Annotated in this window: 20 protein-coding genes and 1 pseudogene; 10 read left to right on the top strand and 11 right to left on the bottom strand. The window is 60.3% G+C overall.

The genetic code is table 11. The annotated features are described in order from the left end of the window. Positions 1-2: 2 nt before the first annotated feature. On the bottom strand, positions 3-875 hold the full coding sequence (pdxS, locus tag J3R75_RS18020) for a pyridoxal 5'-phosphate synthase lyase subunit PdxS (protein WP_307264633.1): 873 nt from the start codon (positions 873-875) through the stop codon (positions 3-5). A 177-nt stretch (positions 876-1,052) separates the two neighbouring features. Here pdxS and pdxR point away from each other — a divergent pair, with 177 nt between their 5' ends. Beyond that, positions 1,053-2,471 (top strand): MocR-like pyridoxine biosynthesis transcription factor PdxR, encoded by a 1,419-nt coding sequence (gene pdxR, locus J3R75_RS18015; RefSeq protein WP_307264630.1) that lies wholly within the window; start codon positions 1,053-1,055, stop codon positions 2,469-2,471. A 750-nt stretch (positions 2,472-3,221) separates the two neighbouring features. Here the strand turns inward: pdxR and J3R75_RS18010 are convergent. The 5 genes from J3R75_RS18010 to J3R75_RS17990 all read right to left on the bottom strand — a co-directional run bounded on the left by J3R75_RS18010 (position 3,222) and on the right by J3R75_RS17990 (position 10,238). Further along, positions 3,222-3,509, bottom strand: coding sequence for a hypothetical protein (locus tag J3R75_RS18010; protein ID WP_307264627.1), 288 nt, complete (start codon positions 3,507-3,509; stop codon positions 3,222-3,224). Between the two features lie 26 nt (positions 3,510-3,535). Further along, positions 3,536-4,948 carry a glycosyltransferase gene (locus tag J3R75_RS18005; RefSeq protein WP_307264625.1) on the bottom strand — a complete coding sequence of 471 codons (1,413 nt, stop codon included), beginning with the start codon at positions 4,946-4,948 and terminating at the stop codon, positions 3,536-3,538. A gap of 111 nt (positions 4,949-5,059) precedes the next feature. After that, positions 5,060-8,305: a DEAD/DEAH box helicase gene (locus J3R75_RS18000; protein ID WP_307264622.1), complete on the bottom strand. Its 3,246-nt coding sequence runs from the start codon at positions 8,303-8,305 to the stop codon at positions 5,060-5,062. Between the two features lie 60 nt (positions 8,306-8,365). Next, positions 8,366-9,613 carry a DUF362 domain-containing protein gene (locus tag J3R75_RS17995; protein ID WP_307264619.1) on the bottom strand — a complete coding sequence of 416 codons (1,248 nt, stop codon included), beginning with the start codon at positions 9,611-9,613 and terminating at the stop codon, positions 8,366-8,368. Between the two features lie 31 nt (positions 9,614-9,644). Next, positions 9,645-10,238 (bottom strand): hypothetical protein, encoded by a 594-nt coding sequence (locus J3R75_RS17990; RefSeq protein ID WP_307264616.1) that lies wholly within the window; start codon positions 10,236-10,238, stop codon positions 9,645-9,647. Between the two features lie 293 nt (positions 10,239-10,531). Between J3R75_RS17990 and J3R75_RS17985 the strand changes: the two genes are divergently transcribed. From J3R75_RS17985 to panD, 6 genes are all read left to right on the top strand, one after another. Next, the gene (locus J3R75_RS17985) at positions 10,532-11,143 is read left to right on the top strand and encodes a hypothetical protein (RefSeq protein ID WP_307264613.1); all 612 of its coding nucleotides are present in this window, start codon (positions 10,532-10,534) and stop codon (positions 11,141-11,143) included. After that, positions 11,133-12,950 carry a penicillin-binding protein 2 gene (mrdA, locus tag J3R75_RS17980; RefSeq protein WP_307264610.1) on the top strand — a complete coding sequence of 606 codons (1,818 nt, stop codon included), beginning with the start codon at positions 11,133-11,135 and terminating at the stop codon, positions 12,948-12,950. Before J3R75_RS17985 ends, mrdA begins: the two co-directional genes overlap by 11 nt. Before the next feature lie 62 nt (positions 12,951-13,012). Further along, positions 13,013-13,624 (top strand): phosphoribosyltransferase, encoded by a 612-nt coding sequence (locus J3R75_RS17975; RefSeq protein ID WP_307264608.1) that lies wholly within the window; start codon positions 13,013-13,015, stop codon positions 13,622-13,624. Between the two features lie 325 nt (positions 13,625-13,949). Then, the gene (locus J3R75_RS17970) at positions 13,950-14,189 is read left to right on the top strand and encodes a hypothetical protein (protein WP_307264606.1); all 240 of its coding nucleotides are present in this window, start codon (positions 13,950-13,952) and stop codon (positions 14,187-14,189) included. Between the two features lie 463 nt (positions 14,190-14,652). Further along, positions 14,653-15,852 carry an argininosuccinate synthase gene (locus J3R75_RS17965; RefSeq protein WP_307264603.1) on the top strand — a complete coding sequence of 400 codons (1,200 nt, stop codon included), beginning with the start codon at positions 14,653-14,655 and terminating at the stop codon, positions 15,850-15,852. A 222-nt stretch (positions 15,853-16,074) separates the two neighbouring features. Continuing rightward, positions 16,075-16,431 carry an aspartate 1-decarboxylase gene (gene panD, locus J3R75_RS17960; RefSeq protein ID WP_307264600.1) on the top strand — a complete coding sequence of 119 codons (357 nt, stop codon included), beginning with the start codon at positions 16,075-16,077 and terminating at the stop codon, positions 16,429-16,431. 123 nt (positions 16,432-16,554) lie between these two features. Here panD and J3R75_RS17955 read toward each other — a convergent pair whose 3' ends face one another. The 3 genes from J3R75_RS17955 to J3R75_RS17945 form a co-directional block, all read right to left on the bottom strand. Further along, entirely contained in the window at positions 16,555-17,004 is a 450-nt protein-coding gene (locus tag J3R75_RS17955; protein WP_307264597.1) for an FKBP-type peptidyl-prolyl cis-trans isomerase, read from the bottom strand. Between the two features lie 220 nt (positions 17,005-17,224). Next, positions 17,225-19,018: a translational GTPase TypA gene (gene typA, locus J3R75_RS17950; RefSeq protein ID WP_307264594.1), complete on the bottom strand. Its 1,794-nt coding sequence runs from the start codon at positions 19,016-19,018 to the stop codon at positions 17,225-17,227. Positions 19,019-19,247: 229 nt separating this feature from the next. Next, positions 19,248-19,961: a prepilin-type N-terminal cleavage/methylation domain-containing protein gene (locus J3R75_RS17945; protein WP_307264592.1), complete on the bottom strand. Its 714-nt coding sequence runs from the start codon at positions 19,959-19,961 to the stop codon at positions 19,248-19,250. A 187-nt stretch (positions 19,962-20,148) separates the two neighbouring features. On the opposite strand from J3R75_RS17945, the pseudogene J3R75_RS19945 reads away from it, so the two are divergent. The 3 genes and pseudogenes from J3R75_RS19945 to J3R75_RS17935 form a co-directional block, all read left to right on the top strand. After that, a pseudogene (locus J3R75_RS19945) lies at positions 20,149-20,340 on the top strand (DUF6788 family protein); the annotation flags it as partial. Between the two features lie 109 nt (positions 20,341-20,449). Then, entirely contained in the window at positions 20,450-20,701 is a 252-nt protein-coding gene (locus tag J3R75_RS17940; protein ID WP_307264589.1) for a hypothetical protein, read from the top strand. 122 nt (positions 20,702-20,823) lie between these two features. Then, positions 20,824-21,849 carry a hypothetical protein gene (locus J3R75_RS17935; protein ID WP_307264586.1) on the top strand — a complete coding sequence of 342 codons (1,026 nt, stop codon included), beginning with the start codon at positions 20,824-20,826 and terminating at the stop codon, positions 21,847-21,849. Here J3R75_RS17935 and J3R75_RS17930 read toward each other — a convergent pair. Together J3R75_RS17930 and J3R75_RS17925 are read right to left on the bottom strand one after the other, a co-directional pair. Then, positions 21,830-22,564: an integrase core domain-containing protein gene (locus J3R75_RS17930; protein WP_307264582.1), complete on the bottom strand. Its 735-nt coding sequence runs from the start codon at positions 22,562-22,564 to the stop codon at positions 21,830-21,832. The genes J3R75_RS17935 and J3R75_RS17930 overlap by 20 nt on opposite strands. After that, complete coding sequence (locus J3R75_RS17925; protein ID WP_307264580.1) at positions 22,527-22,856, bottom strand: DUF4062 domain-containing protein; 330 nt, start codon at positions 22,854-22,856, stop codon at positions 22,527-22,529. The genes J3R75_RS17930 and J3R75_RS17925 overlap by 38 nt, the downstream gene beginning before the upstream one ends. Positions 22,857-22,862 lie beyond the last annotated feature (6 nt).

Here is a 22,862-nt window from a genome sequence, read left to right as displayed (position 1 = left end):
GCTTACTTGCCCCTCTCGGCCATCAGCAGTTTGATTTCCTGTTCGTTGATGCCGACCATGGCTTCGCCGAGGTCTTCGGAGAGTTCCGCGAGCATCTTGGCATCCTGGTAGTTGGTCACGGCCTTGACGATGGCCGCCGCCCGTTTGGCGGGGTTGCCGGATTTGAAGATGCCGGAGCCGACGAAGACGCCTTCAGCGCCAAGCTGCATCATCAGTGCTGCGTCAGCGGGCGTGGCGACGCCGCCGGCGGCAAAGTTGACCACGGGTAATTTCCCGTTTTCGTGGACGTAGTTGACCAGGGCGACATCGACTTGCAGTGCCTTGGCGGCCTGGAATAGCTCGTCTTGGCGCATGGACTGGATACGGCGGATATCGCTCATGATCATACGCAGGTGACGTACGGCCTGGATGACGTCGCCAGTACCGGGTTCGCCCTTGGTGCGGATCATGGCCGCGCCTTCGCTGATGCGGCGGAGGGCCTCGCCGAGGTCCTTGGCACCGCAAACGAAGGGCACGGTGAACTGCGTCTTGTCAATATGGTAGACGTCGTCGGCGGGCGACAGCACTTCACTTTCGTCAATGAAATCAATCTCAATGGCCTGGAGGATCTGCGCTTCGCAGATGTGGCCGATACGGACTTTGGCCATGACGGGAATGGACACCGCCTCCTGGATGCTGCGGATCATTTTCGGGTCGCTCATGCGCGAAACACCGCCAGCCGCACGGATGTCTGCCGGAATGCGTTCCAGCGCCATGACGGCACAGGCGCCGGCGGCCTCGGCAATGCGGGCCTGTTCGGGGTTGCTGACGTCCATGATGACGCCGCCCTTGAGCATCTGGGCGAGATTTTTGTTGAGGTCGTAACGATTGTCCATGGCCTTGTCCTTGTTGCGGTTGTGGATGGTCCTTGCCTGCAGGCAGGCGGGGTGAGTGTGGCCGGCGTTGTTGCCGGCTTTTCTTTCACGTTTGGGTAGGGCTATAGTATAGACTGTTTTGGCATTATTACAATGCCATCATAACTGAATTTTGATAATGCCAGTTGCAGGGGGACAATGATGACTTGGCAACGACTTGACAATCCAAACGGCTTGCCACTCAACGAGGCCGTTTACGAGCATATCCGCAATGAAATCTGCCGTGGTGCCTTGCGCGGTCGCCTACCATCGAAAAACCAAGCTGCGGAAGCCTTTGGCGTGAGCAAAGTGACCATTGAGAAAGCCTATGAGCAGTTGAAGGCCGAAGGCTATATCTACGCCAAAGAGCGCTCCGGATATTTTGTGGAGCTCGATAGCGCTTTGGCCTGGCGCGCGGAACGTAAGCCGGATCGGCCGGATCGGAGTGATCAGCCGGAGCGGCCGGATCGAATTGATGATAGCAGTTCAGTTGTTTACGACCTGAACACCTACGCAGTGTCTGCGGATTCCTTTCCCTTTGCGGTGTGGAGCCGGCTGATGCGGCGAGTGATGTCAGAGGAGGGGCCGGCGATTGTTGGCAATACGCCGCCGAAGGGCATTTTGGCCTTGCGGGAGGCGATAGTGTCGTATTTGCTGAAGTATCGGGGGATCCGCGCGGAGCCGGAGCAGGTCGTTATCGGTGCCGGCAGCGAGTGGATATGGAGTCTGTTCATCCAGCTGTTGGGTACGCAACGGCGCTATGCCATTGAGAATCCCGGCTATGGCAAGGTTTCAAGCATACTCGGAGCCTACGGCGTTGCCGTGTCGCGCGTTGGCATGGGGGAGGATGGTATCGACCTGCGGGCGTTGCGTGGATCGTTGGCGGACGTGGTGCATATCACTCCTTCGCATCATTTTCCCCTGGGAATCATCATGCCCATACAGAAACGGCTGGAGCTGTTGGCGCTGGCCGCCGAGAAAGACATGGTGATTATTGAAGACGATTACGACAGCGAGTTTCGCTTTGCGGGGCGACCGATCCCGGCGTTGACGGGGCTGGACAACCATGGCCGAGTCATTTACGTGAATACCTTTGCGAAAAGCCTGGCGCCGTCCTTGCGGATCAGTTACATGGTGCTGCCGCCGGCCTTGCTGAGGCGCTATGAACGCGTGTTGTCTTTTTATGCGTGCACGGTGCCGGGCTTCGAACAGCACGTCATGGCGCGCTTTCTGAGTGAGGGGCACTTTGCCCGGCACTTTACGCGCATGAAAGCAACGTATAAAGCCAAACACGACGCATTGCTTGAGGCACTTGCAGCAAGCCGTCTGGCGCCCGATGTCGACATCAGCGGCAAATCCGTCGGCCTGCACATACTGCTCAAGCTGAAACGCGGCCTTAGCGAAAGCGACATGGTGCGGCGTGCGGCGCAGCAAGGCGTTGCCCTGCGGGGGCTGTCGGCGTTTTGCAATGCGCCATGCAATATACCTACAAGCACCGTGGTCATGGGCTTTGCATCAATGGAAATGGCGGGGATCCCTGATCTGCTGCGCCGACTCGAACGCGCATGGTTGGGATGACGGTGAAACGAGCAGGCGGCTCTGCCGCCGGGTATCGCGGACGGAGCGGGCAAAGCGTCGGTCTTTATTCGCGGACGGATCGGACGGATCGGACGGATCCGACGGATCGTCGACCTGATCGGTCTGATCGGTCCAATGCTCTTAACTTAACGATTTCCCTGGCGCGAGTTGTTTCAACCAAAAAGCCTTTTGTCATCGCGGCATTTCATCGCCGCGAAGCGGCAGAAGCGCTGAAAGCGCGAAATATGACAGCCCAGGGCAAGCACGCTGAAAGCGTGCGCCGCCCTGGGTAAAGCGCCAACTAAGGCCGTGTTCCTCGGCCTCTTTGGCCCCAGTCGGCGCAGCTGACTGGGGCCAAAGAGGCAATGGAACTCATTGACTGCTGCAGTATTGCGCGCTGCGCCCCATCGTCGATGGTCTTTTAGGTCGCCCCTACAGGGCTCATAATGGTTGAGGCCTCTTACCCAGGGCGTCGCGCCGCCTTCGGCGTCGCTTGCCCTGGGCTATCTTAGGTCGCGCCTTCGGCGCTCAAAACTTCTGCGAATGATCTTGCGCATGGTTACCAATCAACTCCTCGCCAACCATTGCCAGTACACTAAGTGAAGAGCATTGGGATCGGTCTGATCGGGGGAACGAATGCGGGCAGGCCCGTGTAGGTGCCTGCCCGCTGGAAGCAATGGTGTGTGGTCGCTGCCGATCTGAGTTGAGCTCAGCTCAAGCTCTAGCGCAAGCGCAAGCGCAATCTCAAGCTCAGCCGTAGAGTTGTTTGAGGGTATTTTCGTCTACGGCGCGGCGGCGGCGTTTGGGGGCGTCGACTTTGCCGGGGGTGCCGGACATGGCTGGGCCAGAGGGGCCGCCTGACATGGCTGGGCCGGAGGGGCCGCCGGACATGGCCGGGCCGGAGGGGCCGCCTGACATGGCCGGGCCGGAGGGGCCGGCTACGGGGGTGGTCGGAGCCGCGACGCGTTTGCGGCGGCTGGCTTTTTCATCAGAGGCAAACAGAAAATCGTCATTCTGTTTTTTGCGGGAAGTAGCCATTTGGTACACTCCTATATCACGATTTACTATGCGAATGGGCTGTTGCCCCATTGTCGCTGGTCTCGGATGGCGTCAGGGGCATAATATCCACCATTTTTGTGAACATTCCAGACGAAATCGAAATATGCGGCGTATGCGGGGGCGACGGCTTCGATGCTGTAGTGGTCGCAGGCGTATTTGCGGATGGCCTGCCGGTTGAGAGACGGCGCGAGGGCGACGGCGCGGTTGAATTCGGCGGCGGTGCGGCAACGGAAGCCGGTGACGCCGTGGACGATGGTTTCGGTGAAGGCGCCCCAGTCGGTGGTGATGACGGGTGTGCCGCAAAATTGGGCTTCGATGGCGACATAGCCGAAGGGCTCCACGTAGAGGGTGGGCATGAGCACGGCGCGGGCGCGGGCGATGAGCTCGGATTTGTCGGCGCCGAAGCAGTTGTCATGGACGCATTGGAGGGGCAGCTTGCAGGCGTCGGCGCATTGGCGAGCGATGTCGATGCCCTTGTCGGCGGCATCGCGGCCGAGGTAGAGCAGGTAGTCGTCGCTGTGGGCGGCGATCCAGTAGTCGTCAGCATTGACGAAGTGTGGGATGACCGTATCGAAGAAGCGGTTGTTTTTGGTGAAGTCCTCTTGTTTGGCGTAGATGACATGCTGGTGGGCGTAGGATGGGAAGACGCGGTATGGCGTCCAGCAGTGGTCATAGCCGAGGAGGGGTTCGCTGACGGGGCGGCCAGCGGGATCAATGTCGGCTTGGGCAGCGCCATAGAGCGAGCAGATGATTTCTGGGGTGCGGTCGTTGCTGAGGCGCTTGGCGAGTTGCCGGTTGAGGCGTTGGGTGTAGGTCTTGTGCCAGCGGTTGCCGTAGCGCCAGGGGCCGGTGGGGCGGCCGCAGTCCGCAAAATTGCCTTCGCCTGGCACCTGCGAGCCGCTGATGCCGTAGTAGGTGAAGGGGATGCCCAAATAGTCGAGGAGCAGACAGAAGTTATGGCAGGTGAAGACCTGCGCGTCTGCGGGAGCATCTTCGACGGACAGGGGCAGAAGGGGGTGCCCGAGGACGTGTATATGACCGATGCCGCAGGAGGACGCGGCGCGCCGTTGCTGTTTCTTGGCTGAGGCGAGGGCGCGAAAGCCAGCGCAGAGCTGCTGGTATTCCGGTGGAACGTTCCATTTTTCCGGAAAGCCCCGGCATTGCTCGGGCTTGACGGGGTTGATGCGGCAGCGGTTTGCCGCGTCAAGAAAGATGCAGGCGCCGCCGGGGGCCTCGGTGAGAATGAGCGACGTGCGGTCAGGCGCGAGGCGCGTATACTGATCGCGAAAGTCGTCCTCACTCAGGCTGAGGTGAGCGGCGATGGCGCGAATTTCGTCAGTGTTGACGCGGACGATGCCCGGCCAGCGGCAGCAGGCGCCGCAGCATTTGCACACGAAGGGTATGGGATTGGACGTCATGACGACAACTCCTGGTTCAGGCGCGGCGGCCACGGTGTGGCTGCGGGCATTGGCCGCGTCATAAGATACATGCGATTATGCCGGCGGCAGCGCCGTCCGGGCGCTATGAGGTCAGCGCAGCAGCTCCTTGAGTTCGACGAGACTGAGGCGGCTGGACGCCGCGTGTTCCTGGGCGCCGTCCATGACGGCGTTGAACAGCTCGCGCTTTTTCTCCACCAGGGCGAGGACTTTTTCTTCGACGGAGTCTTGGACGATGAGTTTGTAGGCGATGACGGTTTTGTCCTGGCCGATACGGTGGGTGCGGTCGATGGCCTGGCGTTCGACGGCGGGGTTCCACCACGGATCGTAGAGGAAGACGTAGTCGGCCTTGGTGAGCGTCAGGCCCGTGCCGGCGGCCTTGAGGCTGAGGAGGAACACCGCTGGTTCCGGCGAAGAGCTGAAGGCTTCGACGCGTTTTGCGCGCTGCTCCACCGGCGTTTCGCCGGTGATGACGTAGTAGGGAATGGACAGCTTGTCCAGCTCGCGGGCGATGATGTCGAGCATGGAGGTGAATTGACTGAAGACCAGCGCAGAATGGCCGCTACCATGGAGTTCCTGCAGGTGTTCAAGGAGCAAGTCGAGCTTTGCCGACGGCGTATCGCTGGGCGTTTTGTGCAGAAGCTCAGCGTGGCAGCAGATCTGGCGCAGGCGGGTGAGGGACGCCAGCACATCGGCAGCGCCGTGTTCCTGGAGTTTTTCCCGGGCGAAGAGCAGCGCGCGGTTGTAGAGTTCGAGCTGTTCGGGGGGCATTTCAACGCGGAGGACTTCTTCGATGCGTGGCGGCAGTTCGGTGGCGACCTGTTCTTTGGTACGGCGGAGCATGACGGGTGCCAGGCGTCGGCTGAGACGGGCGTGGCCGTCGCTGCCGCCGTTGTAGGCGTCGTTGAAATGATCGAGATCGCCGAAGAGGCCGGGGTTGAGGAAGTCCATGATGGACCAGAGGTCGCTGAGCTGGTTTTCCAGCGGCGTGCCGGTGAGCGCCAGGCGCTGGCTGGTCTGGAGGGCCTTGACGGCCTGGGTGACCTGCGCCGCGGGGTTCTTGATGTTCTGCGCTTCGTCAAGAATGACAAAATCGAAGGGCGTGGCGGCGAGGATGTCGATGTCTTGGCGGACCAGCCCATAGTTGGTGACGAGGACGCGGCTGCCTTTCTCGGCGAGGATGGCTTCGCGGCCGCGGCGAGTGCCGCGCAGTGCCTGCACGGGCAGGTCAGGGCAGAATTGCTGTGACTGCTGCAGCCAGACGCCGATGACCGATGCCGGGCAGACCACCAGCGCGGTGAAAGATTTGCCGCTGGTCTGAGCTTGGCGTTGCCAGGCACCAAGGAGGGAGATGATCTGAAGAGTCTTGCCCAGGCCCATGTCGTCAGCGAGAATCGCGCCGGCGCCGCAGAGACAGCGGTCAGCGAGGAAGCGCACGCCATCGCGCTGATAGGCGCGCAGAATCGGTTCGAGTTCGGGGGGCAGTGACGGCTGTTCGGGGATGACTTCGGTGCGCAGTTGCTCATAGAACGACCGGCTGGCTGGCGCGACGTTGAAGCGCGGGTCCTTGACCAGCTGCTGGAGTTTTGCCTGGGCGTCGCGGCGGAGCATGGTGCCTTGGAAGTCGGCGAAGTCGTCCTGGCGGCAGGCGACGAGCAGTGCGGCGGCTTTCTGCGGGTCGATGCTGAGCCATTCGCCCGAACTGATGCGGAAGGCGGGCTGTTGACTGCGGCTGATGCGGGCGAGCTCGGTCGCGCTGATGCGGGCGCCACCGACGGCAAAGGAAATATCGACGCTGACGAAGGCGCGCTGGTCGCGCATTTCCACCATGGGTAGTAGCTCGGCAGCGTTGTCGCCAAGGAGCTGGCGCAGCGGCGCGGCGTTGAGCTTGCCGATTGCTGCCGGCAGCTGTCGCCAGAAGGCCCGCAGAGCCATGGCGTTTTCGCCCGTGGCCGGCAGGCGTACCGCGTCATTGCTGACGCTGCCGTGCGCGGCCAGTTCGCGCAGACTCTGCTGCAGGGCCTGCACCAGGGCACCGCCGCTGCTACGGATGACGAAGCGGCCCTGGCGCTCAATGATGTCAGCGGGGAGGGCCTGGGTGGCGTCCGGCGACAGGGCGGCGCCGGCCAGGGTCGCCGAGATCACGAAGGCATCGCCTTCCTGGCGGGCGTTGACGCGGATGTCCCTGGCGTCGCTTTCTTCCTTGCTGACGCAGTCGCCGCTGACAATGTCCAGACGTTCGTTGATGAGCTCTTTGAGGTGGCTGCTGATGGCCTCGCGGCGCATGCGCGGGGACTTTTTGGCGAAGTACTCGTTGAGGATGGCCCAGGGCACGGGTGGTTGAAAGCTGAATATCTGACGTCTGGTGATACTGGCGGCCGGGCTGTCGGCGGGGAATTCCTGGAGAAGTTCGTGGCAGCGCAGGTGACGGCCGTCGCTGAGATGGAACAGAGCTTCGATGAGCACCCACTCGCCCTGATCCTGCAGCTCAATGCTGAAATCCACCGGCGTGCTGAAACCACCGGGCTTGACGAATTCCTGGGTGGCGCGGTCGAGGAAGCGTCCGGGGACGTCGCGCCAGCGGCTGAGCCAGGCGCGGAATTCTTCTTCGTCGAGCTTGTGCATCTTGAGATTGAGGTCGTTGAAGCGGAGTTTTTTGAGGATGGGGAAGAGCCAGCGCAGGAACAGCTGGTCTTTGTCGGGCCAGAGTCGCGATGGCGGTTGATGTTGGGTGAGTTGGAAGCCGGCGTTGCGCAGGGCGCTGAGGGACAACAGCTGGCGCATGCCCTCGTCTTTGGCATAGAAGCGCATGCCGACTTTGCCGGGCTCGTGGAGGAAGTCCGCTTCGATTTCGAGCTCGCAGGGGCGACCGCTGCGGGGCCGCTGATCCTGATCTTGGAAGAAGTTGCCGAAGGATTCCTGTCGCAGCCGCTGCGTGGTGGCGCCGATGCGTGTTAGGGGAGCGTTGCCGCCGGTGTTGGCGGCGGCGGTGGCTTTGGCGCCATCAGGCCCGGGCAGTGGCCATTGTTCGCGGCGGCAGATGATTTTGAGCAGGACGTGGGTGGCGAAGGCGTGGATGCAGGTCGGATTGATGTATCCGCAGCTGCATTTTTGTTGCCACTGGCCGTTGGCGAGAGTCCAGGAGGTGGACTGATTGCCGAGGCGCATACGCAGCTGATGGTCGTCCCACTGAAAATCCGCATCGTCTTCGCGGTTGAGGGAGCTTAGACTGGCGCGTTGGATGCCCGTGCTGAAGAGGGCGTTGATAGCCGTTTCGGAAGGCCACCGCGCCAACCACGGCGGCGGAGATGGCGGATAACTGAGTCGTGAAAAATTCATTTTGGCAGATCACTCATGGGGGCGAGAAACGACTGGATAACTGCGCTTGGTTGTGCGCGGTCACGATTTGGGGTGGCGGCGCAGGTTGCGCCAGTCGGCGAGAACGACTAGCCGGCCCAGCATTCTGGAGCCAAAATTGCACAGCGCGTTGAGGTGGAAAATGCGGTCCAGGAGACTGCGTTTGAGGTCGATGGCCTTGACGGGGCAGAATTCATGGCAGCAGTAGCAGCGGATGCAGCTGCGGTCGTTCAGCGATTGTTCTGGGGGAAGCATGGGGTTGATGGCCGGCGGGGTGACGGGACAACCATCGCGGCAACGGCCGCAACGGATGCAGCGGTCGGCATTAATCACGGGCTTGGGGGCGACTTGCCGGCGCAGCCAGTGCAGGACAAAACGGGGCAGAGGCAGAATGCGCATGATGTTGCTGGGGGCGCGCACGAGGTCGAAATCTGGCACCCGCATGGACTCAATGCTGGCGCCGTGGATGGTGATACTTTCGAGCTCACAGACGCCGTAGCCCGCGCGGCGGGCGGCGTTGGTGACCGGCACGCTTTGGGAATGCAGGCCAATGAGTGCGCAGCAGACGACGTCCACCGCCGTAAGGTCCGTGCCGACGATCAGCGCGCCGATTTTGCGGGGCGTGCCGCCGCTTGGGCCGGGGCCTTCCATGCCGATGACGGCGTCCATCACGGCCAGTGCAGGCCGTGCCGTGCGATTGATGTCAATCATCAAATCCGCGAGGTGATCGCGGTTCTGAAAACGGAAGTGGAACTGGCCTTTGGCCGAGCCGGGGATGAGGCCGAATTGGTTTTTCAGGGCGCCGGTGTAGGCCATTTGAGCGTGGGTTTTGAGTTTTGGCAGGGTGATAAGTACATCGGTATCCAGGAGCTGACTGGTGAGGTCGATGCGCTTGGCCAGGCGATTGTGTTCGTTGTAAAATGCGTGGGTGGCCGAGAATTCGCGTAGTTCGGCGCCTTCGGCGTTGATGACGTCCAGCAGCCCGGAGCCCTTGGCGGCGCTGCGGGTATCGCCGACGCCTGGGCCGTCGCCCACGCCGACCGTGCCGCCGGCTTCTTTGACCAGGCGGATGACGGCGCGGAGAATTTCGGGGTGGGTGGTGACGGCCAGGTGGGGCTTTGCGGGGGCGACCAAATTGGGCTTGAGCAGCACGCGTTGTCCGGGTTGCACGATGCCGGCCATGCCACCGAAGGGCTGCAGGCCATCGCGCAAGGCGGCCTGGACGGCTGCCGGGTCGTCGTAGCTGTCGAGGGGAATGATGCTGACTGTGCTGGTGGTCGTATTGGGCATGATGATGGGCGTAAAGAGGCCGCTGCGCCGCTTATTTCTTGCCGCCGGGCTTGGGGTGATAGGCCAGGCGCATGATCAGCGACGTGACCATATAGCAGAGGACAAAACTTAGGCCCAGGGCGAGGTGCCGCGTCGTGACTACTCCGAAGAGCGGCGTGCTGATGTACTGGTCAAGACGCGAGGTGAACAGCGGCGACAAGATCAGCGAGCCGAGCAGGCTGATCAGCAGGCAGGCCAGGCTTAACACCAGCGAAAAAAGCATGCGCGCCAGCAACAAAAAAAGAAACAGGGCCAGCAAGGACGCAAACACCATGATCAGATATTTCCACCAGTCGTGGCGCCAGTCAAAACCCTCGTCGCCAAACTCCAGCGCCTCCAAATCCATGGCCGAGAGCTTTTCCAGCGCGGCGGGGGGCTTGGCCGACTCACGGCTGTTGGCAGGCGCCACAGGCGCGGGGGTAGGTGAAGGCGCTGTTGGTGCCGCGGTCACAGCGGGGTCTTCGTTTGGCGCGCTGCCGGCGCGCAGGAATGGCACGGCGGTGAACAGGAGCGCCAAGAGCAAGAAGAGACGTGATGCGGCACAGAAACGGCTGGTGTAAGGTCGATATGATGAAGGTGCTGTCATGTGTAGATGCAGGATATTTGTGCGAATAAGCTCGGAAGCCATGTGGTCATCGGCGTGTCTCAGAGCCAGACGACGGGACGAAAAATGCAAGCTGCAAATATAACACGCAAAACAGCGCTGTGGGATTGGCTCGCGAGGGTTTATGTTACTTCGCGTAGAAATCGGACGGATCGGACGGATCGGACGGATCGGACGGATCGGACGGATCGGATTGCTGATCGGTCTGATCTTCTGTCCTTTATCGCTGACGGATCGGACGGATCGGACGGATCGGACGGATCGGACGGATCGGATTGCTGATCGGTCTGATCGGTCTGATCGGTCTGATCATAATGGAAATAGGAGCGGTGAAGGTGTTTTGGTTGTGGCTGATCATCGTGTTGTTGCTGGCGGCGTTGTTGGAGTTGCTTGCGGGCGGCAGCGGCTTTGCCATGCCGGTATTGGCGGTGGCAGGGTTTTATTTTGCGGTATTGCGGCATTGGCGTCCGCTGTTGTTGCCCTATATGGCGGCGGGTCTGGCTCTTGACCTTTGTTTTGCGCGGGTTGTGCCGCCGCATGTGCTGATCATGCCGCTGGTGTTGTTTGGTGGGCGGATGTGGTGTTTTTCGGGCGAGTTGAAGACGCCGCTGGTTCAGGCCTTGCCTGGCGCGGGCGTTGGTCTGCTGGCCAGCCTGGCGGTGGTTGGCGGGCAATTACTGCAGGGGCACGCGGTTTTGTCACAGCCTGGCCAAGTGTTGTTTTATGTTCTGGAGAATGTGCTGTGGGGGATGATATTGCTGCCGCTGTCCTGTCTGGTTTTGGATGGCGTGGCGCGGTTCTTGGCATTACGCCGTTATTCGCGGGTAACACCGCATGACCATGTTTTAGAAGAGGACGGCAAGGATGCGCTCAGCGATGAACAATGAGGATCGGCAGAGCCTGCTGCGCCGCCGGGTTCTCCAGGGCGCGGGTCTGATGGTCTTTCCTCTGCTGCTCCTGGTGCTGCGCTTGTGGCAGGTGCAGGTGCGGCAGGGCCCTGAGCATCTCCGGCAAACTCAGCGGCAATGCGTGCGGCCGATATGGGACAATCCCGTGCGTGGTCGGATTTTTGCTGCCGACGGCAAGGTTCTGACCGACAACACCAGCCACTACGACGTCGTTTTCCACCTGGCCGAAATGCGTCAGCCGGGTCGCAGCCGGCGGACGAAGGCCCACGTCCTGGCGACCGCTATGCGGCTGGCCGCGCTGATGGAATGCGAGAATCCCCTGACTGCGGACATGCTGGCCCAGCACGTTCGCATGACGCCGGCCTTGCCGTTGCGGGTATTTACGGACCTGAACGCTCTTGAACGCGCCCGGCTGGCCGAGCTCATGCCGCTCATTTCCGGCGTGGAGCTGGTGCCCCGCATTGAACGGAGCTATCCTTTCCCGGCGGTGGCCTCGCAGATTCTCGGGGTCGCGGTGTGGGAGAAGCCGCGCACTATCGACCTCAACGACATGTATTCGCGCAGTTATGCGAAGGACGAATTGCGGGGCCTGTCCGGTCTGGAGGCCGCCTACGACCAGGCGCTTGCCGGTAAACCCGGCATGCGTCTGGTGCGGGTGGACACCATGGGCTACATTCACGACGATATCGGTGAGGCACAGCCGGCGCTAAATGGCCACGATCTGCATCTGAGCATTGATTCCCGGGCGCAGCGCGTTGCTGATCGGGCGCTGCGAGGCTACAGCGGCGCGCTGGTGGTGGTCGACATTCATACTGGGGGCGTGCTGGCCATGGCGTCGGCGCCGACCTATGACCTGTCCGTAACTGACCGCAACCACTATGCGCTGTTGTCCGTTGACGAGGAGAATCTGCCCCTGCTCAATCGCGCGGTGAATGGGTTGTATACGCCGGGGTCCATCGTCAAGCCGCTGGTGGCGCTGGCAGCGCTGGCGAAGGGGGCAATCACGCCGGATGAGATATATGATTGCACAGGCCGCTACATGGTAGGTGATCACCCCATTCGTTGCGCCCGGCGTTATGGTCATGGCCCGCTGGATTTGCTGGAGGCCATCACCGTCTCCTGCAACCCGTACTTCATCCACGCAGGCGTTGAAACCGGCATTGACGTACTCAATCCCATGTATGCAGCCGCAGGCGTGGGCGAAAAGAGCGGGTTTGACCTGGCGGAGCGCTACGCTGGCATCATTCCATCGCGGGACATGGCTTTGCGGCACTGGCGGCGGCCATGGGTGGTGATTGACACGGCTTTTGTGTCCATCGGGCAGGGCGGCATTGAAATAACGCCCTTGCAGGCGGCGATGTTCACCGCGGCGCTGGCCAACGGCGGTAAGCTCCTGCGGCCATACTTGGTGCAGAACGTCGTCAGTGCGGACGGCAAGGTCGTGAACAACACGCCAGTGGTGATCCGCCATCGCCTGCCGGCTTCTCCGGAACACCTGCGGCTGGTGCAGCAGGGCATGGAAAATGCGGTTGCCGCCGACTATGGTTCAGCCAAGGAATTGCGCGACGCGGGCATACCCCTGGCGGGTAAGACTGGCACAGCCGAAGTCGGGCCGAAAGCCAATCGCCATCACAACACCTGGATCATCTGCTATGGGCCTCTGCCGGAGCCACGTTATGCGCTGGCTTGTCTGATCGAAAAAGGCGATTCAGGCGGCCGTACCGCCGCGCCCATCGCGGCGCGCTTCTTCCGCGAATGGCTGAGCGCTGGCGAGGACCTGGACTGACCCGGCTGGCGCCGGCTCGGACGTGCGTGGCGATATTCGACACTGCAAAGAGGATTGATATCATGAGTGACATTGGCTTGCTTGAGCGCTATCCCTGCCTGGAAAGCGTGTTTCTCGACCGCGAAGCGATTGCCGGACGGGTCGCGGCGCTGGCTGTGGCGATTCGCCGCGACTACGATGCTGCGACGCGTTTGTGCCTGGTGGCCATTCTGAAAGGCGCCTGCTTCTTCGCCAGTGACCTGGCGCGGGCGTTGCAGGCGGCTGGCATGAATGACGTCCGGGTCGACTTCATTCGCGCTAGCACCTACGGCAGCGGCATGAAAGGCCCAGATGATGCTGAACGCGCCGTGCGTATTGAGAGCTTTACCGGCAAGGTTGCTGGCGAACAGGTGTTGCTGGTGGATGATGTGCTCGACCAGGGCTTCACCCTCTCGGCGCTTAAACGCTATTTTCTCGCCGAAGCCGGCGCGGCGTCCGTGCGCACGGCGGTTTTTCTGGAGAAGGAGCTTGTGCATCCTTCGGCGGCGGTGCGGTCCTTGCGGGCGTCGTTTCGGGTGGATTACGTTGGCGTTCGGGCGCCTGATCGCTGGCTGGTGGGCTACGGCCTGGATGTAGGTGAGCGTTTTCGCGAACTGCCTTTTATCGCCATAGCCCGAGAAGAGTGCTTCCGTTGAGGTGGGGCGAACGGCGATGGCCATCGCACCTTCCAGTAATCGGTCAGTGTACACCCCGGTGGGAAAAACACCGGGGACAATTTGCAGGAAACCCACGGCCCGCTGCCGCCCAGCCATTCGAACTTGATTTCCGCCGACCTTTGCGGCAGCGGGTTTCATAGGAGTAACTATTCATGCGGCGGGGGAGACGGGCCGGGTACGGTCGGCGTGGATGACGAGGACGGTTTATTGAGCCGTCTTGTCGGAGTGGGCGAGACGCCCACTCCACGGCCGCGAGACGTAATCGGTAAGTAACCACTCCGGTGGGGTAAACACCGGGGACAATTTGCAGGAAACCCACGGCCCGCCGCCGCCCAGCCATTCGAACTTGATTTCCGCCGACCTTTGCGGCAGCATGTTTCATAGGAGTAACCACTCCGGTGGGGTAAACACCGGGGACAATTTGCAGGAAACCCACGGCCCGCTGCCGCCCAGCCATTCGAACTTGATTTCCGCCGACCTTTGCGGCAGCGGGTTTCATAGGAGCAATGCTCTTCACATAGCATGCGGCAATCGCCGGCGATGAGTTGATTGGTAACCATGCACAAGATCATTCGCTGAGGTTTTGAGCACCGAAAGCGCTCAAATGCCGCCGGGACGGCGGCGCTCCCAGGAGTCCCACAAGTCGGCCAATCAGTCCCACAAGTCGGGAGTCATTCCCCGTGGTCCCGAAAGTCCCCACGGTCCAATCCATGGGATCATGCCTCATGAGTCCGTGAGTCCTCGCCACAGTGCGCGCCGCCGCCAACTGGTCCCCACGGTCCCTGGCGTCCCTTGGACCGGCCGGTATCAATGAGTGAGGCATTACGCTTTTTGGGCTTTTCGGGGTGTGGGTCATGGCAGCTTGGCGATGGCTAATTATATTAAGCGTGCCGACCGCCCGGACGCATACGGCTTGATGGCCGGCCGTCCATTTATGTTTTTCCATCCCATTCACTGGCAATGCCGTGGCGATGTTTGGCGTTGCGCTTGAGCAAGGAGTGTGCATCATGAAAGTAGTGTTGGCTTATTCCGGTGGTCTGGATACGTCCTGCATTCTGACTTGGTTGCGTGAGAAGTACGATGCCGAAGTGGTGACTTTCTGTGCCGATCTTGGCCAGGAAGACGAGCTCACGGGGTTGCACGAGAAAGCCTACGCCACGGGCGCAGTCAAATCGTACATTGAGGACCTCACCGAGCCTTTCGCGCGTGATTTCATCTTCCCGATGTTCCAGGCGAACGCCATTTACGAGAACATGTACCTGCTGGGCACGTCAATCGCCCGGCCGCTGATTGCCAAACGCCTGGTGGAAATTGCTGCCGCCGAGAACGCCGAGTTCATTTGCCATGGCGCGACGGGCAAGGGCAATGACCAGGTGCGGTTTGAGCTGACGGCTTACGCGCTCAATCCGTCCATCAAGATCATCGCGCCCTGGCGCAGCCCGGACTGGACCTTCAAGTCGCGGACGGACTTGATCAACTACGCCAAGGACCGCAAGATTCCGATCACGGTCAGCGCTGCCAAACCCTATTCGATGGACCGCAATTTGCTGCACATCAGTTTTGAGGGCGGTGTGTTGGAGGATCCGTGGGTGGAGTCGCCCGTGGAAACCCACGTGCTGACCACGCCAGTGGAACAGGCGCCGGACGAGGCCGAGTACGTTGTCGTCGAATTTGAGAAGGGCATACCGGTTGCCGTCAATGGCAAGCGTCTGAGCCCGGCGAATCTCATGCGCGAGCTGAACCGCCTTGGCGGCAAGCATGGCGTGGGTCGCATCGACATCGTCGAGACCCGTTTCACCGGTATGAAAGACCGCGGTATTTACGAAACGCCCGGCGGGACGATACTCTTCCACGCTCACCGCGCGCTGGAGTCGATCTGCATGGACCGCGAGGTGATGCACCTGCGTGACCAGCTGATCCCGCAGTATTCCACCATGGTGTACAACGGCTTCTGGTTTGCCCCCGAGCGCGAATTCCTGCAGGCGGCCATTACTGAGAGTCAGAAGCGGGTCACTGGTGAAGTGCGCTGCAAACTTTACAAGGGCAACTGTTTCGTCGTTGGCCGGCGCTCGCCCTACACCCTGTATGATCCCGAGATCGTCACCTTCGAGGCCGACAGCGTTTACAACCAGAGTGATGCGACGGGTTTCATCAAGCTCAACGCGCTGCGTTTGCGCGTTGCCGCCAGCGCCCGTCAGCCAGAATAAATCAATCGTCGCGTCCCACGCGGGACGCGAACGCACCTGTTCACCCTTGGCGCCGGCAACGTCGCCACCATCAACACCGGCTTCGTTATCATGCACATTCAGATATTGAAAAGCAAACTTCAGCCAGAATAAATCAATCGTCGCGTCCCACGCGGGACGCGAACGCACCTGTTCACCCTTGGCGCCGGCAACGTCGCCACCATCAACACCGGCTTCGTTATCATGCACATTCAGATATTGAAAAGCAAACTTCATCGGGCGATGCTGACGGCCTGTGAGCTCAATTATCAGGGCAGTCTGTCCATTGACCGTGATTTGCTTGACCTTGCCGGGATCTTCCCTTACGAGAAGATTCTGGTTGTCAATCAGAACAACGGCCTGCGGCTGGAGACCTACGCGATTGAGGCGCCGCGGGGTAGCCGCGAGTTCTGCCTCAATGGCGCGGCTGCTCGTCTTGGCCTGCCCGGGGACATGGTGACCATCATGGCCTTTGCCAGTATTGAGCCGGCCGATGCCGCCGACTGGAAGCCGACGGTGGTCGTCCTCTCCGAGCAGAACAAGCAGGCAACGGTGCTCTGAGAGTTCTGCAGCAGCAATGTAAAGCCCGGACCGACGCATCATAGCAGCGTCGGCCCGGGCTTTTTAGTTGTGTGCGTCTGCGCGCACGGAGGCAAGGCGCATGGCGGGGGCGCTGTGTGGCGCTCAGGCGTTGTCGTCGCTAAAGGCGACCAGGGTCAGATCGTATTCGAGGGTCTCGCCGGCGAGGGGGTGGTTGCAATCGACCAGGACGGAGTCTTCGCCGACCTCGACGATACGGCCAAGCATGGGCTCGTTGTCACCGTCGGCGACTTCGACTTGCATGCCGGGCTGGGGGATGATTTTCAGGTCGAGCTGGTTGATGGGTACGTAAGCAACCAATTCCTCGTAATAGGGGCCAAAAGCCTGTTTGGGCGTCAGGCGTAGCTGTTTGCTGTCACCGGCGCACATGCCGACTAGGGCTTTTTCCAAGGCTGGGAGGACGTCCTGCGCGCCCAGGCGTATCAAGGGCGGCGGTGTTTCGTGGGTGGTTTCCAGCAGCACGCCATCGGCTGAATGGCAGATGTAATGGATCAGCAGGGCATCGCCCATGCGGGCTTTTCTATCTGTGCTCATGGTCTGATTCTCCTTTCCAGTCCTTGCCCAGTGCCACGGTGGGTCGGCGATCATGCGACTTTGCGCGCGCTGTCGTGTTTTGACCCGTGCCGGGCGAAGTAGTCGCAGTGCTCGGCGGGGTTGGCCGCTGCGGCTGGGCACCGGGGGCGCCTGTCTGCTCGGGGTAGGCCCTAGCGCAGGTTTCCCGGGTGCTGTCGTTGTCGCGTGCCTAGGGCTGTGATCAGCCGTTGCCCCACTTGCGCAGGTGGCGTTTGCGCAGGCGGATATTTGCCGGCGTGACTTCTACCAGTTCGTCTTCGTTAATATAGGCGATGCAGTCTTCGAGGCTCATATTCTGCACCGGGGTAAGAATCACGGCTTCATCCGAGCCGGAGGCGCGCATATTGGTTAATTTCTTGCTTTTGGCGGGATTTACAATCAGATCGCCTTCGCGGCAATGCTCGCCGACGATTTGGCCTTCGTAGACATCGACGCCGGGGTCGAGGAAGAGCCTGCCCCGGTCCTGGAGATTGAAGAGTGCGTAGGCGACGGTCTTGCAGGTCTGCATGCAGACCATGGCGCCGCGGGTGCGGTAGCGGATTTCGCCGACGTAATTATCGTAACTGTGGAAGACGTAATTCATCACGCCCATGCCCCTGGTATCGGTGAGGAATTCCGAGCGATAGCCGAGGAGGCCGCGGGTGGGGACGAAGTAGATGAGGCGGGCCATGCCATTGCCGGTGTCCATGGTCTGGATGCGGGCTTTGCGCTGGCCGAGTTTTTCCATCACCACGCCGACGTAATTTTCATCGACATCGATGGTCAGTTCTTCGAAGGGCTCAAGTTTCTTGCCGTTCTTTTCCTGGAAGATGACCTGCGGGCGGGTGACCTGGAATTCGTAGCCCTCGCGCCGCATTTTTTCAATGAGAATGGACAGATGCAGTTCGCCGCGGCCGGCGACCTGGAAGCCCATGCTTTCGCCCAGCGGGGTGACCTGTAAGGCGACGTCGGCCATGATTTCCTTGGCCAGTCGATCCGCCAAGTGCCGCGAGGTGACGAATTGGCCTTCGCGGCCAGCGAATGGTGAGTCGTTGGGGATGAAGCTCATGGAGATAGTCGGCGGGTCGATCTCCATCGGCGGCAGTGGACGGACGTTGAGGGGGTCGGTGTAGGTACAGCCGACAGTGACTTCGTCCATGCCGGAGATGGCCACGATGTCGCCGCAGCAGGCAGTATCCACCGCCACCTTTTGGTTGATTTCAAAGCGGAACACCTTGGTGATGCGGGCGGGCTTGATGCTGCCGTCACGCATGACCACGACGATGTCCTTGTTGATGTTCAGGTGGCCGCCGGTGATCTTGCCGATGCCCAGGCGCCCCAGGTAGGGCGAGTAGTCGATGGAGTTGACCAGGACCTGCAGTGGATCGTCACCGGAACCCGAAGGTGCCGGGATGCGCTTGATGATGTGTTCGCAGAGTGGCGAGAGGTCTTTGTGCTCGTCGTCAAGATTGTCAATCGCGTAGCCATCGCGGCCCGATGCATAGACCACAGGGAAGTCCAGAATGTGATCCGGAGCGTTGAGGCGCACGAAGAGGTCAAAGACCTGGTCCACGGCCCAGTGCGGTCGCGCGGCCGGTTTGTCGATCTTATTGATGACGACGATGATCGGCAGTGCCAGGGCCAGTGCCTTTTTGAGGACGAAGAAGGTTTGGGGCATGGGGCCTTCCTGGGCATCGACCAGCAGGAGGGCACCGTCGGCCATTTTCAACACGCGTTCGACCTGGCCGCCGAAATCAGCGTGGCCGGGAGTGTCGATGATGTTGATCCGGTAGTCCTTGTAGTGGAAGGAGCCGTTCTTGGCCGTGATGGTGATGCCTCGCTCACGCTCAAGTTCGTTGGAGTCCATCAGGCGCTCGGCGACCTTCTGGTTGTCCCGGAACATGCCACCGAATTTAAATAACTCATCAACCAGGGTGGTTTTGCCGTGGTCTACGTGGGCGATAATCGCGATATTACGGATCTTGCTCTGTTCCATACCTGGGAGCGTCTTTCTGGCAGCTTTTGCCTATCGTCAGGAGAAAATCACAATGCTGCTTTAATTTACCTTGTTGTCAGGAAATTGCACGAAATCGACGCTCTTTTCTTTCAATGTCCTTAATTGGGTGGAAAGAGGTGGTGCGGAAAACACACAGGCCCGCGCGGTGGCGTGCGGGCCTGGCAGAGTGTCTGGGCAAGACTGTGCAAGGGAGTGTCGCGGCAGCGGCTTACTTTGAGAGCCGGTTGAAACCAGCGTCGCGGTAATAGATGGTCTTGGTCTGGTCTTCCCAGACGTCGCGGAGGACATTGGCCCAGCCGCCGGCATTTTCGGAGGAGACATGGCCATCGACGAAGGAGACGCTGCCGCGGTCGCCATGGATGGTGACGAAGTCTGCCTTGTCGCCTTGGGCAACGCCGCCGTTGACGACCCATTTCTGGGCGCCGGTGCTATCGGTGCAGCAGCCGTAAATGGGGAACGCCGAAGGCTGGGTGACCGAGGTGAGATTGAGGGTGTTGCTGGCGTTGGTGCCCCCGACATAGGTGCGGTACTTGGAAGGCAGGGTTGCCGAGGTGGCACTTTCGTAAGGCAGGCAGATGCCGAAGGTGTTCCAATTGACGGTGCCGGTGGTCGAGGGGACGGTTAGAGATGGGCAGAAGAGCATTTTGTCTGCCCCGACGGGATTACGCCCCAGCACCTGGTAGGCCCAGCCGCGGCCCGGGGTAGCGCCCCAGTAGGTGATCTGCTCGCCGCTGTCTTCCATGTACATGCGGGTGAGGACCATGACCTGTTTGTGGTTGTTAACGCAGCTGATGGAGCGGGCCTTTTCGCGGGCTTTGGCCAGGGCAGGCAACAACATGGCCGCTAAAATGGCTATGATGGCAATGACCACCAGAAGTTCGATGAGCGTGAAACGTACCAGCTGACGAAGAGGCGTGGACATATGGGCTCCTTGGGTTGTTGTGGGGAATAGCGGTCGGATCTTCTGTCTGGGTGCAATTCCCAAAAGTGGGTCATTGCGCGATGGGGTAAACATTACCCCCCCCCCTTTTTTTGCAAGTACTCGACTTGCTTTTTTTTGTTGTTGATTTATGGTATGCTAAACCGCATATACACAGGGAGTTACGACGATGACGATGGAAAAACAACGCGATTTGGCAAAGGAACTGGTGAAGCTGTGTGGTCTGGTGCGCGGGTCGATTGTCCATACGACGCGCAAGTGCGGGCGCGCGCAATGCGAATGTGCGAAAGGCAAGCCGCATGCGTTCTGCTACCTGTCACGGTCTTCAGCCGGGTCGAAAAACAAGATCCAGTATGTGAAGCCGTCCGAGGAAAAGGCGTTTGGGCGTGCCGTGGCCATGTACGAGCGCGCATGGGCAATCATCGAGGAACTGACTGAACTCAACATCAAGGAGATCAAGGACAATGGCAATGACGGACGAAGAACTGAACGCCCTGGTGGAAAAAAAGCTTCTCGCTCGCAAAGCCGGGATCGTCCAGGCGCTGAAAACATTCAACCGGAGCCCGTCGGCGAAGACCTTCAAGGATGCGGAAAACATACCGGACCGCCTGTTGGGACAGGCGATGGACGATATCGTGGCGGAGGTGCTGCAAAAGACGGCGGGAGACGTCAGCATGGAAAGGCCCGCTAAAAAAAACTCCGGTACCACGGGCAAAGGCTGACCAGCATTCAGCTCAAGCATGGGAAGTATACCTCGATTACCGCGGCCTACTATCTGCCCGTCAAAGAGAAGCGTCGCGGGCGCAAGCGCGGCACGGGTAGACGCGGCGTGGCGGGCACAGGCATGTTTCCCGCTTTGCTTTTGTTAGGCGTCCTTGCCGGCGCTTCGCCTGCCTTGTGCGAGGATGTCACGCTGGAAGGGCTGAGAGACTCCTACGACGAGGCGGCCAATGCGTTGCGCTTACGGGGCCGGGACATTTCGGCCAAGCGCGTCGGCACGATCAGCCGGGCTGTCGGCCATGCTTCCCTGGAAGCGAGGGAACGATGGCTCGCCTGCCTTCGTGTGAGCAACGAGGCCGAGGGAAAAAGACTCGCGGTCGCCATGGACGGGGGACGCGTCCTCATACGCACGAACAGGCGCGGGCGCAAGACCGCCAAAGGGCATCATACCTATGCCGCCGACTGGCGTGAACCGAAGCTGTTCATCATCTATGAACTGGACGCCGAGGGCCGGAAGAAGCGCAAGGGACTTGAACGCTGCGACGGCACCATCGGCGGCCCGGAGGACATCATTCGGCTGCTGGTGGCGGAGCTCAGGACGATGGGCGCGCAGAACGCAAAATCAATCACGTTCCTGGGCGACGGCGCAAAATGGATATGGAACAGGATTGACCAGATTATCGAAGAAGTCGGCATCGACAGGGCGCGCGTGTCAACGTGCCTTGACTACTACCATGCGGTCGAGCATCTTGCAAGCGTCGCGGAGGCTAAGACGTTTGCAAGCCAGATCGAGAAGCGCGCGTGGCTCGACAACATGAAAAAACTGCTCAAGAAGGCTCCTCCCGCAGTGTTCCTGGCTGAACTGGCGAAATCAAGACGGCGTGGCAATGCGGTCATCAGGCGGGAATATGCGTATTTCAAAACCAACATGTCGGCAATTGACTATGCCAGGCTCAGAAGTGAGAAACAGCCGATTGGCTCTGGAGCGATTGAAAGCGCCGTGCGCAGAATCGTGAACCTGAGAATCAAAGGTGCGGGCACGTTCTGGAAGCAGGAGAACGCGGAGGCGGCACTCCACCTGAGGTGTCAGCTTAAAACCAACAACTGGAGCACGTTCTACGCCGATTTACTCAATGGCCTGGCTGCATAGGCGTTACCCACTTTTGGGAATTGCACCCTCCAGCAGAGCCGTCTTCCGTTTCGCAGTGTGCGGTTAAACTAACGTTGTATTCCTGGAACGCCATCCGCCTCCTTTCCCTGGCGTCCTTCAGCTTCTGGCTGCGCAGAGCCTGAATAGCCGGCGCACGCCCCTCCAGCATGTCTCGCGGCGTGACATAGCCAATAGCGCTGTGAAGCCGGACATTGTTGTAGTAGTCAACGTAGTCATCAATGACTTTCTCCGCGTAGTCAAAATCATTAAGATGCTTATGGTTGAGACGCTCACTTTTGAGTGAGCCGTGAAAGCGTTCCTGCTTGCCATTCGACTGTGGATAGTATGGCGACGTGATGCAATAGGTGAAGCCACTCAAGGTGAGAAGTTCCCTGTATTTCTTGCAGACGAACTGCTTGCCGTTGTTACTGATCACTCTGCCTTTCGCCTCGGGAAAGCGTTCGACGCCTTGCTGGAACACGGCCTCGACGTCACGGCCGGCGGCACGCGCAGGTCCGCGCAGATTGAGGATAGCGGCTCGCCATCTTGAAAGTGGCGGGGCATGGCTTGGACTTTGAGATTGGTCTGGTACTTCAATTTTGGCATCCTGGTGTTCCTTGAGGCTGGGCGATTGGGTGAATGTAATCGCGGTTAAGGGATGATGCCAAAATTTCGATTCACCGATGGGCAGAACACGGCAAGGGCCGCCAGCCATAGCGGTCGCCGAACAAGACGAGAAAATTGGGCTCCGGCGAGATCTCCTGGCTGCGTCGCAGCTCCTCGAAGCATATCCGCATCGCTCGGTGATCCAGCCCGACCTCGGTCGAGACACCCCAGCGCAGATCAATCGCCTGAAACTGAAACCCGTTCTTCTGGCAAAGCTCCTCCAGCTTGGTAAAGACATGTTCCTGCAACGCATTGCGCTCGTGCTTCATGTCGCTGAACGTCGAACTGACAAAAACCCGAATGACCGGTCGGAGGCGGGGTGAGGAGGACTGCTGCGTCATGAGGTG

The sequence above is a fragment of the Oligosphaera ethanolica genome (genome assembly GCF_030814695.1).
GTDB classification, from domain to species: domain Bacteria; phylum Verrucomicrobiota; class Lentisphaeria; order Oligosphaerales; family Oligosphaeraceae; genus Oligosphaera; species Oligosphaera ethanolica.
This window is presented reverse-complemented; position numbering and strand designations above follow the sequence as displayed.